14 protein-coding genes are annotated in these 13,438 nt (G+C 69.8%); 9 read left to right on the top strand and 5 right to left on the bottom strand.

Annotation, left to right across the window (positions count from 1 at the left end):
- Positions 1-27: 27 nt before the first annotated feature.
- A complete protein-coding gene (locus tag ID574_RS54740; RefSeq protein WP_188197020.1) occupies positions 28-1,134 on the bottom strand; it encodes a citrate synthase 2 in 1,107 nt (368 codons plus the stop codon).
- A gap of 181 nt (positions 1,135-1,315) precedes the next feature.
- Between ID574_RS54740 and pdxH the strand changes: the two genes are divergently transcribed.
- Together pdxH and ID574_RS54730 are read left to right on the top strand one after the other, a co-directional pair.
- Positions 1,316-1,969: a pyridoxamine 5'-phosphate oxidase gene (gene pdxH, locus ID574_RS54735; protein ID WP_188197019.1), complete on the top strand. Its 654-nt coding sequence runs from the start codon at positions 1,316-1,318 to the stop codon at positions 1,967-1,969.
- Positions 1,970-1,979: 10 nt separating this feature from the next.
- Positions 1,980-3,239: an MFS transporter gene (locus tag ID574_RS54730; protein WP_188197018.1), complete on the top strand. Its 1,260-nt coding sequence runs from the start codon at positions 1,980-1,982 to the stop codon at positions 3,237-3,239.
- 47 nt (positions 3,240-3,286) lie between these two features.
- Here ID574_RS54730 and ID574_RS54725 read toward each other — a convergent pair whose 3' ends face one another.
- Complete coding sequence (locus tag ID574_RS54725; RefSeq protein WP_223168091.1) at positions 3,287-3,922, bottom strand: UdgX family uracil-DNA binding protein; 636 nt, start codon at positions 3,920-3,922, stop codon at positions 3,287-3,289.
- A 121-nt stretch (positions 3,923-4,043) separates the two neighbouring features.
- Here ID574_RS54725 and ID574_RS54720 point away from each other — a divergent pair, with 121 nt between their 5' ends.
- From ID574_RS54720 to ID574_RS54710, 3 genes are all read left to right on the top strand, one after another.
- Positions 4,044-4,748: an iron-dependent transcriptional repressor DtxR gene (locus ID574_RS54720; protein WP_188197017.1), complete on the top strand. Its 705-nt coding sequence runs from the start codon at positions 4,044-4,046 to the stop codon at positions 4,746-4,748.
- Between the two features lie 123 nt (positions 4,749-4,871).
- Positions 4,872-7,094 (top strand): ATP-binding SpoIIE family protein phosphatase, encoded by a 2,223-nt coding sequence (locus ID574_RS54715; protein WP_188197016.1) that lies wholly within the window; start codon positions 4,872-4,874, stop codon positions 7,092-7,094.
- Positions 7,095-7,110: 16 nt separating this feature from the next.
- Positions 7,111-7,887: an alpha/beta fold hydrolase gene (locus tag ID574_RS54710; RefSeq protein ID WP_188197015.1), complete on the top strand. Its 777-nt coding sequence runs from the start codon at positions 7,111-7,113 to the stop codon at positions 7,885-7,887.
- On the opposite strand, the gene ID574_RS54705 is transcribed toward ID574_RS54710, so the two are convergent.
- Positions 7,882-8,247 (bottom strand): MarR family winged helix-turn-helix transcriptional regulator, encoded by a 366-nt coding sequence (locus ID574_RS54705; protein WP_188197014.1) that lies wholly within the window; start codon positions 8,245-8,247, stop codon positions 7,882-7,884. The two genes, ID574_RS54710 and ID574_RS54705, sit on opposite strands and share 6 nt — an antisense overlap.
- A 20-nt stretch (positions 8,248-8,267) precedes the next feature.
- Here ID574_RS54705 and ID574_RS54700 point away from each other — a divergent pair, with 20 nt between their 5' ends.
- Complete coding sequence (locus ID574_RS54700; protein ID WP_188197013.1) at positions 8,268-8,699, top strand: MarR family winged helix-turn-helix transcriptional regulator; 432 nt, start codon at positions 8,268-8,270, stop codon at positions 8,697-8,699.
- On the opposite strand, the gene ID574_RS54695 is transcribed toward ID574_RS54700, so the two are convergent.
- Positions 8,696-8,857, bottom strand: a complete 162-nt coding sequence (locus ID574_RS54695) for a hypothetical protein (protein ID WP_188197012.1) — start codon at positions 8,855-8,857, stop codon at positions 8,696-8,698. The genes ID574_RS54700 and ID574_RS54695 overlap by 4 nt on opposite strands.
- Before the next feature lie 44 nt (positions 8,858-8,901).
- Complete coding sequence (locus tag ID574_RS54690; RefSeq protein WP_188197011.1) at positions 8,902-10,047, bottom strand: acyl-CoA dehydrogenase family protein; 1,146 nt, start codon at positions 10,045-10,047, stop codon at positions 8,902-8,904.
- 231 nt (positions 10,048-10,278) lie between these two features.
- Here ID574_RS54690 and ID574_RS54685 point away from each other — a divergent pair, with 231 nt between their 5' ends.
- The 3 genes from ID574_RS54685 to ID574_RS54675 all read left to right on the top strand — a co-directional run bounded on the left by ID574_RS54685 (position 10,279) and on the right by ID574_RS54675 (position 13,436).
- Entirely contained in the window at positions 10,279-11,646 is a 1,368-nt protein-coding gene (locus ID574_RS54685) for a hypothetical protein (protein ID WP_188197010.1), read from the top strand.
- Positions 11,646-12,437 carry a class F sortase gene (locus ID574_RS54680; protein ID WP_188197009.1) on the top strand — a complete coding sequence of 264 codons (792 nt, stop codon included), beginning with the start codon at positions 11,646-11,648 and terminating at the stop codon, positions 12,435-12,437. The genes ID574_RS54685 and ID574_RS54680 overlap by 1 nt, the downstream gene beginning before the upstream one ends.
- Positions 12,438-12,962: 525 nt before the next feature.
- Entirely contained in the window at positions 12,963-13,436 is a 474-nt protein-coding gene (locus ID574_RS54675) for a hypothetical protein (RefSeq protein WP_188197008.1), read from the top strand.
- Positions 13,437-13,438 lie beyond the last annotated feature (2 nt).

Here is a 13,438-nt window from a genome sequence, read left to right as displayed (position 1 = left end):
GTCAGCGGGCAGAGATCAGTACTCGGGTCAGTACTTGCCGACCACCTCGTCGGCGCCGGGCACGTCGCTGAGCGGGCGCGAGGCGGGGCCGGTGTAGATCGCGCTGGGGCGGACCAGCCTGCCCGTGCGCTTCTGCTCCAGGATGTGCGCGGCCCAGCCGGCCGTGCGGGCGCAGGTGAACATCGAGGTGAACATGTGGGACGGCACCTCGGCGAAGTCCAGCACCACGGCCGCCCAGTACTCCACGTTGGTGGCCAGCACGCGGTCGGGCTTGCGCGCGTGCAGCTCCTCCAGCGCGGCCTGCTCCAGCGCCGCCGCGACCTCGTACCGGGGCGCGTCGAGCTCCTTGGCGGTGCGGCGAAGCACGCGGGCCCGCGGGTCCTCCGCGCGGTAGACGCGGTGGCCGAAGCCCATGAGCCTGTTGCCCTTGTCGAGCTCGCTCTGGACGTACTTCTTGGCGTCGCCGAGCTGCTCCACGCCCTCGATCATGTGGAGCACGCGGGCCGGGGCGCCGCCGTGCAGCGGGCCCGACATGGCGCCCACGGCGCCCGAGAGCGCGGCGGCCACGTCGGCGCCGGTGGAGGCGATGACGCGGGCGGTGAACGTGGAGGCGTTCATGCCGTGCTCGGCCGCGGAGGTCCAGTAGGCGTCGATGGCCTTGACATGCTTGGGGTCGGGCTCACCGCGCCAGCGGATCATGAAACGCTCGACGATGGTCTTGGCCTCGTCGACCCGGCTCTGCGGCACCATCGGCAGGCCGAGCCCGCGCGCCGACTGCGCCACGAACGACAGAGCCATGACCGAGGCCCGCGCCAGTTGGTCGCGGGCCTCGTCGTCACTGATGTCGAGCAGCGGCTTGAAGCCATAGGCCGGAGCCAGCATGGCCAGCGCGCTCTGTACGTCTACGCGGATGTCACCGGAGTGGACAGGGATGGGGTACGGCTCCGCCGGGGGCAGGCCCGGCTGGAACTTGTTGTCGACCAGCAGGCCCCAAACGTGTCCGAACGGGACACGGCCGACCAGCTCTTCGATGTCGACGCCCCGGTATCGAAGGGCGCCCCCTTCTTTGTCCGGTTCCGCGATCTCGGTCTCGAAAGCTACGACGCCTTCGAGCCCGGGTTTGAAGTCGGACATGCTCGGCCGCCTCCCTTTCTGCCATGTTCCGGCAATGCAAAGCCTTGATGTCGAGATACCGGCGGGTCAATTTAACCGCCTACCAGCACATGCTCGGTCTCGGGACCCGCCGTTAGGCCAAACCCGCTGGTGGGGAGGGGTGCATGAGATCCGTAACGCGGGCGCGCAAGAATACCGTCTCGTGGATGCCACCCCGCGCCCGCCCGTGCTGGCGGGGCTTCGCCGTACGTACGAGGGCGAACCGCTGCTCGAGTCCGACCTCGCGTCCGATCCCATCGCGCAATTCACCGTCTGGTTCCAGGACGCGCTCGAGGCCGGCCTGCCCGAACCCAACGCCATGATCCTGGCCACCGCCTCCGCCGGCGGCCGCCCGAGCGCCAGGACGGTCCTGCTGAAGGGCTATGACGAACGCGGATTCGTCTTCTACACCAACTACGAGTCACGCAAGGGCCGCGACCTGGCCGAGAATCCCCGGGCCTCGCTGCTGTTCCCCTGGCATCCGATCCGCCGCCAGGTCCGCATCGAGGGCACCGTCGCGAAGATCTCCCACGAGGAGTCGGCCGAATACTTCAGGTCCCGCCCGTACGGCTCGCGCATCGGCGCGTGGGCCTCGCGCCAGTCGGCGGTCGTGCGCTCCAGGGAGGAGCTCGACGCCCGCTACCGGGAGCTGGCCGATCGCTGGCCGGACGACCCGCCGGTGCCCGACTTCTGGGGCGGCTACCGGGTGACGCCCGTGGAGATGGAGTTCTGGCAGGGACAGCTCGACCGCATGCACGACCGGCTCCGCTACCGGCGGACCCGACCCGGCTGGGCCCTGGAAAGGCTTGCACCTTAATGTGCGTCAAGTGGCAATCGGGGAGCTGCTCAAACGTCATCTGGTAGACACCCGTCCGCTGGGCGTGCCCGCGTACCGGCGGATCTGGGTCGGGCAGGCCGTCACCCACGTCGGCGTCGGCGCGACCGTCGTCGCGGTCGGCCAGCAGGTCTTCGACCTCACCCAGTCCTCGTTCTGGGTCGGCCTGCTCGGCATGGCCAACCTGATCCCGCTGGTCGTCTTCGGGCTGTGGGGAGGCGCGGTCGCCGACGCCGTGGACCGGCGCCGGCTGCTGATCGCGGGATCGTTCGTGGCCTGGGCGGCCACCCTGCTCATCCTCGTCCAGGCGCTGCTCGACCTGCGGAACCTCTACCTGATCTTCGCCGCGGTCGCCCTGAACGCCACCGGCTTCGCGATCACCGGGCCGACCAGGGGCGCGATCATCCCCCGGATCCTGGAGCCGGAGCTGGTGCCCGCCGCGAACGCGCTGAACTCGCTGGTCTACAGCATCGGCTCGGTGGCCGGGCCGATGATCGCCGGGGTGCTGCTGAGCTCGGGAGGGGTGGCGGCCACGTACGCGGTGGACGCCCTGCTGTTCACCGGCAGCCTCTACGCGGCCCTCAGGCTCCCCTCACTGCCCCCGCTGGGCGAGGTGCGACGTCCGGGCGCCCGGGCCGTCCTGGAGGGGCTCAGCTTTATCGTCAGGAGCCCCGTGCTGCTGATGTCGTTCGTCGTGGACATCATCGCGATGGTCTTCGCCATGCCGCGTGCCCTCTTCCCTGAGGCGGCCGCCGACCGGTTCGGCGGGTCCATGATCGCGCTCGGCTGGATGAACGCGGCCATGGCCATCGGCTCGGTCGCCGGCGCGCTGTTCTCCGGATGGGTCGGGCGGGTCAGGCGCCAGGGGATCGGGCTGGTGGTGGTCATCGCCGTGTGGGGCCTGGCCGTCGCCGCCGCCGGACTCTCGGGCCAGTTGTGGCTGGTGGTGGCGTTCATGGCGGTCGGCGGGATGGCCGACGTGGTCTCGGCGGTGTGGCGGCAGTCGATCCTGCAGCTGTACGCGCCCGACGAGATGCGCGGGCGGCTGCAGGGGGCGTTCATGGTGGTCGTGGCCGGCGGGCCGCGCCTGGGCGAGCTGCGGGCCGGCGCGACCGCGACGGCGTTCGGGCTGACCGGGGCGTGGGTGGGCGGCGGCCTGGCGTGCGCCGTCACGGTGCTGGTCGTCGGCCTGTCCGTGGCCCGCTTCAGGAACTACCGCGCGGGCGCCGTGGCCGGCGCCGAGGCCGACTGAGCCGCGCGGGCCGCCTGAGGTTGAGCCGCACGGACCCCACCCGAGCGCTAGGCCGCGCGGGCCGCCACCTGGAGGTCGGCCAGGAAGCCCGCGTAGGCCGCGTCCCGGTCCGGCGCGCGCAGCACCGCCGACGGGTGGATCGTCGCCACGGCGAGCGCGTCACCGAGCGGCACCGGCTCGCCCCGGCTCCGCGTCACCCGGAACGCCGGCCCCAGCAGCGCCCGCGCCGCCGTCGCGCCCAGCACCACGATCACCCGCGGATCCACGACCTCGAGTTCGGCGTCGAGCCACGGGTGGCAGGCCGTGATCTCGGCGGCCGTCGGCTTCTGGTGGATCCGCCGCTTGCCCCTGAGCGTGAACGAGAAGTGTTTGACCGCGTTCGTCACGTAGACGTCGTCACGCGGGATCCCCGCCTCCGCGAGCCCTTTGTCCAGCACGCGGCCCGCCGGCCCCACGAAGGGATGCCCCTGGCGGTCCTCCTGGTCTCCGGGCACCTCGCCCACCAGCATGAACGTCGCCTGCGGCGAGCCCTCGCCGAACACCGTCTGCGTGGCGTTCCGATAACGCCCGCAGCCCTCGCAGTGCGCCGCCGCGCTTCGCAGCGACTCCAGGTCCAGCGTGCCGGGAAGGAAGTCGGCCGCACTGTTGTTGCCGTCGTTGACCATCGTCGGTCGTTCTCCCAATAGGGTTCCTGTGAGCCCTGTGCCCGAAGCGGACGGGCTCAGTCCTGGGGTCGAGTGGGGCCAGAGTCCGGACGGACCCACAACGCCACGACCGGCGTAACATTCAGTTGGGAGGACTGTCTTGACCGCACACGGCCTGATCGACACGACGGAGATGTACCTCCGCACGATTTACGAGCTCGAAGAGGAGGGCATCGTCCCCCTTCGCGCCCGCATCGCCGAGCGCCTGCAGCAGAGTGGCCCCACGGTGAGCCAGACCGTCGCGCGCATGGAGCGTGACGGGCTCGTCCGCGTCGAGGGTGACCGGCACCTGTCCATGACCGAGCTCGGCCGCCAGCTCGCCACCCGCGTGATGCGCAAGCACCGGCTCGCCGAGTGCCTGCTGACCCAGGTGATCGGCCTTCCGTGGGAAGAGGTGCACATCGAGGCGTGCCGCTGGGAGCACGTCATGTCGGAGTCGGTCGAGTCGCGGCTGGTGACACTGCTCGGCAACCCCACGGTCTGCCCGCACGGCAACCCCATCCCGGGGCTCGCCGAGCTGGGGGCCAAGGAGGCCGCCGAGTCCGGCGCCAACGCGTTGACGTCGATGTGCGACCTGGCGGGGCCGAGAGATATACCCGTCGTCGTCCGGCGAATTAGCGAACAAGTGCAAAGTGATCCCGCTGTGATGCTTAAACTCAAGCAAGTTGGGATACAACCCGGACGCGAGGTCACGCTCGCGGCGAGCGACGACGGTGTGCGGGTGACAGGTGACGGTGACGCGAACGACACTCCCGCGGAGCTTCCGCGCGATGTTGCCGCGCACGTTTTTGTCTCCAAGCGCTGACGCGCGCGCAGCGGCTTGGTTGAATCCCTCCTGGGAGGCCCTCCACTCTCCCCTGACCAAGACTGTTGCAGGAGCGCCCGTGGTCTGCTTTGCGTGCTCGCCACCCCGAGGAGTGGTCTCCGGATGAAGCGTTGGGGGGATCTGTCACAGGATGCGGCTGATCACCTGGCGGCCGGATCCGTGCTGGACCACGCGGAAATGGCGGTGGTCGTCACCGACCGTTTCAGCAACCTCCTCTATTGGAACCCCTTCGCCGAAAAGCTCTTCGGCCGGGTTGGCCACATCCCGCCCAGGGAAACGTCGGTCCTCTCCCTCGGGATCATGGAGAAGGACCACCCGCTCGCCATCGAGCTCGCCAAACACGTGCTCAAGGGCGGCGTCTGGGAGGGCACCTTCGACGTCAAGCGCGGCGACGGCACCATCGTCTACGTCCGCGCCCAGGCGGTGCCGCTGCGCCACCAGTCGGGTGCGGTGACGGGCATCGTCGTCACCGCCCGCGAGGCGCTGCGCAGCAACGAGCGGGAGAAAGACCGGTTCGGGCTGCTGGAGCGCATCGGCGAGCGGCTGGCCGGCTCCCTCTACGTCGAGGAGACGCTCAAGCGCGTCGCCGAGATGCTCGTCCCGCAGTTCGCCGACCACTGCTTCATCGAGCTCATGGAGGGCGACCGGCTCGTCCGCCGGGTCTCACAACACGTGCAGGGGTGGACGCCGCCGTCGGGAACATGGAAGCCGGTGGGCGCGGAGATCCGCTACCCCTCCGGCCACTACGCGGACACGGCACTCCGCCGCCAGGAGACCATCCTCGTCGAAGACTTCTCCACCAGCCGCTACCCGGCGCCCCATGACAACAGCGCGCGGCTGTGCGGCGAGATCGGCATGACCTCGGCCATCGTCGCCCCCCTGCTGGTGCGCGGCGAGACGCTCGGCCTGATGTACCTCGGCCTGTCCAACCTCACCGACCGCCGCAGCCCCCACTACGACGCCTTCGACCGCGACTTCGTGGGCGCCATCGCCACGCGGGTGGCCGTCGCGATCGACAACGCGCTGCTGTTCGAGGAGGAGCGGCACACCGCCGAGTCGTTCCAGAAATACCTGCTGCCCAGGGCGCTGCCGCAGCTCGACGGCCTGGAGATCGCGGTGCGCTACTACCCGGCGGCCCCGCTGGCCTCCCACGGGCAGGGCATCCAGACCCAGGTCGGCGGCGACTGGTACGACGTGATCCCGCTGTCCGCCGGCCGCGTCGGCATCGTGATCGGGGACGTCGAGGGCCGGGGCGCCAAGGCCGCGGCCATCATGGGCCAGCTCAGGGCCGCGCTGCGGGCCTTCGCCCAGGACGACAAGTCGCCCGCCGACATCCTGGCCAGGCTCGACGAGTGGACCCGCATCATCGCCACCCCCGAGCAGGACGACGCCGGCGCCGACGTCAGCGTCCCGCCCATCGTCACCTGCCAATACCTCGTCTACGACGCCTGGTCGCGCCAGTTGTCCTTCGCCAACGCGGGCCACGCGCCGCCGCTGCTGCTGGTCGACGGCCAGTGCGTCGAGCTCGACATCGAGGAGGTCGGCCAGCCGCTCGGCGTACGCGCCAAGGGCATGCACGCCGACCTGGTCTACAAGGAGGAGACCCGCACCCTCCCGCCGGGCGCGGCGCTGCTCCTCTACACCGACGGCCTGGTCGACCGGCGTCCCGGCCGCGACGGCCGGATGCCGAGCGACGCCGAGACGCTCGGCGTGCTCTGCGACAAGCTCGCCAAGATGTCCGACGCCGACGTCGAGCGCATCGCCGACGTCGCCACGGTCGCGGTGCCCGGCGAGATCGACGACGACATGGCGATCCTGGTCGTCCGCTCCAGCGACGCCGACCTCGACGTCGAGGAGCGCACGTTCCCCGCTCAGCCGATCATGGTCGGTGAGGCGCGCCGCATGGCGGCCGAGGCGTTCGCGGGCTGGAACGTGCCCGAGGAGCGGGCCGAGCTCGCCTGCCTGCTGGTCTCCGAGGTCGTGACCAACGTCGTGCTGCACGCGGCCACCGCGAGCGTGCCCCGCCGGGAGCTGGTCGTGGAGGGGCCGCCGCTGCCGTTCGAGGAGTCCTGGGACATGCCGGGCTTCGAGGACGAGGTGGTCGGCGACAAGGAGTTCACCCTGAGGCTGCGCAGGGGCGAGGAGTCGGTCTGGGTCGAGGTGTTCGACCAGGACCTGCGCCTGCCGCGCATCCGCAGCGCCGGGGAGAACGACGAGGGCGGGCGCGGCCTCTACCTGGTCGACCAGCTCGCCAAGCGTTGGGGATCGCGCCCCACCAGGGAAGGCAAAGCCGTCTGGTTCGAGATACCCACCCGCGGCAGGTGAGTGGTCTACTGGCCCAATGGAGCTGGCCTTCGAACGACGGGGCGCCGGCGCGCCCCTGATCCTCATCCACGGCATAGGCCACCACTGGCAGGGGTGGTTGCCGGTCATGGATCGCCTGGCCGCCTCCCGGACGGTGATCGCGGTTGATCTGCCCGGTTTCGGGGTGTCGCCGGGGTTGCCCGACGGCACGCCGTACACGGCGGAGTCGCTGGCGGACGCCGTCGAGTCGTTCTGCGCGCTGCTGGGCGTCCGCGAGCCGGACGTGGCGGGCAACTCGCTGGGCGGCTACATCGCGCTGGAGCTGGCCTCACGCGGCGTCGTACGCACGGCCACCGCGTTCTCCCCGGCCGGCTTCTGGAGCCGTCCCGAGCTGCTCTACTGCCAGAGCGTGCTGCGTGCGCTGCGGGCCACGGCCCGCGCGCTGCCGCCCGATCAGATCGTACGGATGGCGGAGAGCCCGTTCCTGCGGGCCGTGCCCGCCGGGCTGCTGGTCGCGCACCCGTCCAGGCTGGAGCCGACCGCGTTGATGGCGGCCACCCAGGCGCTGGCCGCGTCGACCGGCTTCGACGAGACGCTGGAGGCGTTCGCCGGGGTGATGCCGCCCGGGCCGCCCAAGGTGCCGATCACGATCGCCTGGGGCGACCACGACCGGCTGCTGCCGCGCCGCCAGGCGGTGCGCGCCGCCCGCTGGTCGGGGCAGCGGGTCAAGCTGCTGAAGGGCTGCGGGCACGTGCCGATGAGCGACGACCCGGACCTCGTGGCCCGCGTCCTCCTGGAGGCCTCGAGCTCATGAGGCCGGCCGGCTCGTGACGTTGTCGGCCATGCGCCGCAGCACGTCCACGGTCGTCTGATATTCCTCCGGCGTCACGCCCATGCTCACCTGCCGCCTGAACCGGCCCACCCGCTCGGCGATCTGCGCGTGCGCGGCCCTGCCCGCCTCGGTGATCCGGCCGTCCGCCAGCCATCCTCGGGCGGTGAGCCGCTCCACCGCCTCCTCCAGGCCGGTGAACGGCTCCAGCTCGGCTGGCCTGCCTCCATGCGCGGTGGTGTTGAGCACCTGCCACTCTCGCCGGGACATCCGCAGCGCGTCGTCCATGGCGCTTTCCAGCACCGTGTCAAGATTCTTCACCCAATAGCCGATGTGTTTCTCCATGCGTGTACAGTAGCAACTATATGTACGAATACAAGGAAATTGCCGAGCTCCGCGCGATCGAGCGGGCGATGGTCGCCATCAGGCGCAGGCAGAGCAGGCGGACGCTGGCTCGGGCCCAGGGCGCCGGGCCCGAATACGACGTGCTCGACGTGATCGAGGGCGCCCGCGAGCCGGTCACCGTGACCGCGGTCGCGCGGGCGCTGAGCGTGGACCAGCCGCGGGCGAGCCGGCTGGCGGCCGCCGCCGTGGCGGCCGGCCTGGTCAGGCGCGAGGCCGACCAGGCCGACGGGCGCAGATCGCATCTCGTGCTGACGGACGGTGGGCGGGCCGCGCTGGAGCAGGCGCATCAGGCCAGGCAGGCGGCGTTCGCGGCGGCCATGGAGGGTTGGTCGGCGGCCGAGCGAGCGGAGTTCGCCCGGCTGCTCACCCGCTTCGTCGAGGCGATCCCCTAGATCTTCGTCTGGCCCCAGACGAGCAGCATGGCGATGATGAACACGATCATCACGCCGGCATAGCCCACCGGCCCCAGGCGGAGCGCCCGGCGGACGCGATTGAGCCCCCAGGCGACGAGCAGCGCCAGGAAGACCAGGAGGATCAGGCCGCCGTCCATGCTGTCCAGTATGCGGTGTGGGACGGCTCCTCGCGCAGAATGCTTCAGAAGCCGAATGACCGGCCGATGATCTCCTTCATGATCTCGGTGGTGCCGCCGTAGATCGTCTGGACGCGGCTGTCCAGCCAGGCCTTGGCGACCGGGTACTCCATCATGTAGCCGTAGCCGCCGTGGAGCTGGAGGCAGCGGTCGATGACCTTGGTCTGCAGCTCGGTCGTCCACCACTTGGCCTTGGCCGCGTCCACCGCGGTGAGCTGCTTGGCGTTGAGCGCCACGATGCACTTGTCCACGTAGTGGCGGGCGATCTCGGTCTCGGTGGCCAGCTCGGCCAGGACGAACCGAGTGTTCTGGAAGGAGCCGATGCTGCGGCCGAAGGCCTGGCGGGTCCTGCAGTATTCGATGGTCTGCTCCAGCACGGTCTCCGCCGCGGCCACCGCCGCCACCGCGATCGACAGGCGCTCCTGGGGCAGGTTGTTCATGAGATGGATGAAGCCCTCGCCGTCGTTCGGGCCGAGGCGGTTGGCGACGGGCACGCGGACGTTCTCGAAGAACAGCTCGGCGGTGTCCTGCGCCTTCATGCCGACCTTGTCGAGGTTGCGCCCGCGGCTGAAGCCCTCCATCCCGCGCTCCACCACGATCAGCGTCGTGCCGCGCGCCCCCGCCTCCGGGTCGGTCTTGGCCACCACGACCACCAGGTCGGCGTTGATGCCGTTGGTGATGAACGTCTTCTGACCGTTGACCACGTAGTGGTCGCCCTCGCGGACGGCCGTGGTCCTGATCCCCTGCAGGTCGCTCCCGGCGCCCGGCTCGCTCATGGCGATCGCCGTGATCAGCTCGCCGCCGGCGAAGCCGGGCAGCCAGCGCTGCTTCTGCTCCTCGTCGGTCAGATCGACGAGGTACGGGGCCACGACGTCGTTGTGCAGGGTGAAGCCGAGCCCCGTCGCGCCGTGCCGCATGACCTCCTCGACGATCACCGCGTTGTACCGGAAGTCCGTGATGCCCGCCCCGCCGTACTCCTCGGGGACGGAGAACCCGAACATGCCCAGCTCCCCGGCCTTCTTCCAGACCTCGCGCGGGACGATGCCGTCCTTCTCCCACTGCGCGTGGTGAGGCAGGACCTCGCGGGCCATGAACTCGCGCACGGTGTCCCTGAAGAGAAGGTGCTCCTCGTCGAAGAGGTCTCGCTGCATCGGTCGCCTCCAAGCAGGTGTGATGCGGCCAGAATACGATTCTGTTAGTGCCTGTGGACACGGCTTCATCACAAGTGCCGGAAGATGCCGGTTTCGGTATGTGTTGCGGGTGTTTTCGACTCTAGGATCTACCCTCGGTCTATTTGTGGTTGATCGGAGTCTCCCGTGAGTCGGTGGCGCAAAGGGTTGATCGCCGCAGCGGTCGGTTCTGTGGCGGCGTTAGGTGTAGTGGTGAATGCCAGCGTGCCCGCGTCGGCCGCGCCGGCCGATCTCGTCATCGACTACGACTGCTTGCCCGCCGGGCCGAGCAGCATCGTCCGGCACGGTCCGGTACGTCTGACCACGAACCTCACCTTCGCCACGGACCTGACGGTCGGCGACCCGCTCAACTTCGCCTGGAAGCTGAACTACACCGGCGACGGCAGCCGGCTCCAGTCGCCCGGCTACTTCGGCGAGGGCGCCCAGGTGCACGCCACCGGGAACGTCGAGCTCAAGAGCAACTGGGTGGGCATACTCCAGCCCAGAGGCAGCGCCGACCCCGAGGGCCCGCTCCGCCCCGACCTCCCTCTCGGCCTTCCCCCGATGCTGAACGACCCCGGCCTGACCAACAGGCCGGGCACCATCAGGATCACGCCGAAGGACATCGAGTTGGACTTCACCCCGCCGGACAACAGCGTGGTCATCAACGACGGGGACGACACCGACAACCCGAGCGACATGCAGATCGTCTACAGCGGGGGCTGGACCTCGGTGGACGACCGTCCCGGCTCCGAGCACCACGTGCACAACGACCTGCACGAGACCACCCAGATGGGCGCCTCCGCCGAGCTGAAGTTCGTCGGCACGAGCGTGGAATACATCGGGCCGCACGACAAGGACGCGGGCAAGGTCGACATCTACATCGACGGCATCAAGCGGGCCACGGTGGACCCCTCCCGCGACGGCAACGACGATCCCGTCAACGACGATCTCGACGGCGGCCACACGCTGTGGGAGTCGCCGCAGCTGAAGTACGGCGAGCACACGATCAAGATCCAGAGCGCCTCGACCAAGCCGGTTTGGCTGGACGCGTTCGAGGTGTCGACCGCCACGTCGCAGATTCCGACCGGCTACCACAGCGCGATCTGCAAGCCGGTCGCCAACCCGGTGTCGATCGAGGTGACGGTGCGGGACCGGACGAGCCCCACGAACACGAGCACGAGCACCAACACGCCCACCGACGGCCCGACGAACACCTCGTCGGGCAGCCCGACGAGCAGTTCGTCGGGCAGCCCGTCGGGCAGCCCGACGACGTCTGCCACCCAGCCCAACTACTCCTACCCGACGGTCATCGGGTCCCACACAGTCGTGATCCCAAGAGCGACGGGTACGACCAGCACGGCCACACCGAAGACCACCGGGCCGACCGCGACCAAGTACGTCAGGCCGCAGGTGGCCAAGACCCCCAGGGGCGGCGTGGACAGCGGTGAGGCGCCCGATGGGCCGCAGGAGGCGCCGTACGCGCTGATGGCCAGCGGGGCGATGCTGATAGCGGGCAGCGCGGGCGGCGGACTGCTGCTACGGCGGCGTAGGGCCGCGCACGCGGGAGGAGTGAAGTGATGGCCGAGAACCCGACGCAGAAGACCCCCCTGCAGAAGGCGCTGCCGGGGCTCCTGATCGCCGGGTCGCTGGCCGGCGTCGGCGCGATCATGGTGAGCCTGCTGTCGCTGGCGCCCCCGGTGGACGACGGCTCGGGCTCGCTCGCCGCTGCCAGAGACGAGCCGACCTCGGTCCAGGTCGAGAACGCGGGCGCGTTCGTCCTGCCTCCCACGGTCGGTCCCGGCGGCAAGAACAAGCCGCTGACGCCGGCCCGTCTGGACGCGCCGCCGCCGCTCGCGGCCCTGCCGACCGTCGCCCCGATCCCCGCGCCCAAGACCAAGGCCGCCAAGGCCAAGGCCAAGCCGGCCCGCATCAAGATCCCCAAGATCAAGGTGAACTCGCCGATCGGCGCGGTCACCGTGGACCTCAAGGGCAACCTGGGCGTCCCGCCGCTGAGCAAGCCCAACCAGACCGGCTGGTACCGCTTCTCGCCGGTGCCGGGCGAAGTGGGGCCGGCGATCATCAACGGCCACGTGAGCACCCGCAAGGGCCCGGCCGTCTTCGACCGGCTGCGGGAGCTGGCCAAGGGAGATCACATTTACGTGTACCGGTCGGACGGGAAGGTCACGCGGTTCACGGTGAGCGGGATCGAGCAGGTCAGCAAGTCGGCGTTCCCGACCTCCCGGGTGTATGGGAACACGGACGACTCCCAGCTCAGGCTCATCACGTGTGGCGGCGTCTACAACAAGCAGACGCACAGCTACACGGACAACATCGTCGTGTACGCGACGTTGTCCAAGAAGAAGGGATGAGGGAACTGGGTGTGGCCGATTCGGCGGTTTACCGGAAGTTGACAGGGACAGTTCGTAAGATCTCAACCAATCTGTGACCAATGGCTGGGATTCTGGCACGACTGTTGATACTGCGCTGAAATGGAGATGGAAGTGCTGACGTCCAAGGCGCGGCGCCGCCTCGCCCTCAAGACATCTGCCATGGCCGTCCTAGGCGCAGGGATCTTCGGCGGACTGCCGGTGGTCGCGGCTCTAGCCGCACCGGTGGACGTGGTTTATAGCTGCGGGACGCAGTCGTCCGCTTGGTTCAACATGGAGCTGCGGACTCCGGCCGGGGCCATCACGCCCAGTTCCACGGTTACGCTCACGTGGGACGTCCGCCCTCCGACGGGCACGCCCTCGCATTCACCGGGGCTGACGGCGACGGCAACGGCGACGCTCACGCCGGGCAGCACTATCGCGGCGACCGGCACCGTCAGTCCGAGCGGGGCGCCGGTGCCTTCGGCCCGGATTACAGCCAGCGGCTCGGCGTCTCAGCAGGCGACCGTGACGGTGACACCCGGCGCCACCTTGTCGGTGCCAGCCATGACCATGGTGGTCACGCCCACCGCATCGGGGACCATAGGCCTCAAGGGCGAAGGGTTCACACTTCAGGTCAATGGCGCCACCTACACCTGCACGCCGGGAGCCTCCGGCGGGCCCTCCGTCAACCTGGTCGTCGGCTCGGCCACCAACACCGCCACGACCACGCCGACCAACACCAACACCAACACCGCCACCCCGACGAACACGACCACTTCGAGCACCCCCAGGCCGACCAGGACCAGCACCGCGACGGTCACCGTGACCCCGAGCGAGAGCAGAAGGAACTCCCGGACCCCCAAGGCCGGGGCGGATACCGGTGCCGGTGGGGAGATGGGCCCCGACGGGCGGATGTTCATCCTCACAGGCGCCGCGCTGATCGCGGCCGCCACCGTGGGCGGGCTCGTCATGCGTCGTCGTAACGCCACCCGAGGCTGACC

It is taken from the genome of Nonomuraea sp. SYSU D8015 (assembly GCF_008065375.1).
In the GTDB taxonomy this organism is placed as follows: Bacteria; Actinomycetota; Actinomycetes; order Streptosporangiales; family Streptosporangiaceae; genus Nonomuraea.
Note: the sequence above shows the minus strand (reverse complement) of the source record. Positions and strands in the feature narration are given on the sequence as shown.

Coding starts and splice junctions, on each gene's coding strand:
- ID574_RS54690 (WP_188197011.1), bottom strand. CDS start 10,047: ATGCAGCGAGACCTCTTCGACGAGGAGCACCTTCTCTTCAGGGACACC.
- ID574_RS54710 (WP_188197015.1), top strand. CDS start 7,111: ATGGAGCTGGCCTTCGAACGACGGGGCGCCGGCGCGCCCCTGATCCTC.
- ID574_RS54680 (WP_188197009.1), top strand. CDS start 11,646: ATGGCCGAGAACCCGACGCAGAAGACCCCCCTGCAGAAGGCGCTGCCG.
- ID574_RS54740 (WP_188197020.1), bottom strand. CDS start 1,134: ATGTCCGACTTCAAACCCGGGCTCGAAGGCGTCGTAGCTTTCGAGACC.
- ID574_RS54700 (WP_188197013.1), top strand. CDS start 8,268: ATGTACGAATACAAGGAAATTGCCGAGCTCCGCGCGATCGAGCGGGCG.
- ID574_RS54715 (WP_188197016.1), top strand. CDS start 4,872: ATGAAGCGTTGGGGGGATCTGTCACAGGATGCGGCTGATCACCTGGCG.
- ID574_RS54695 (WP_188197012.1), bottom strand. CDS start 8,857: ATGGACGGCGGCCTGATCCTCCTGGTCTTCCTGGCGCTGCTCGTCGCC.
- ID574_RS54705 (WP_188197014.1), bottom strand. CDS start 8,247: ATGGAGAAACACATCGGCTATTGGGTGAAGAATCTTGACACGGTGCTG.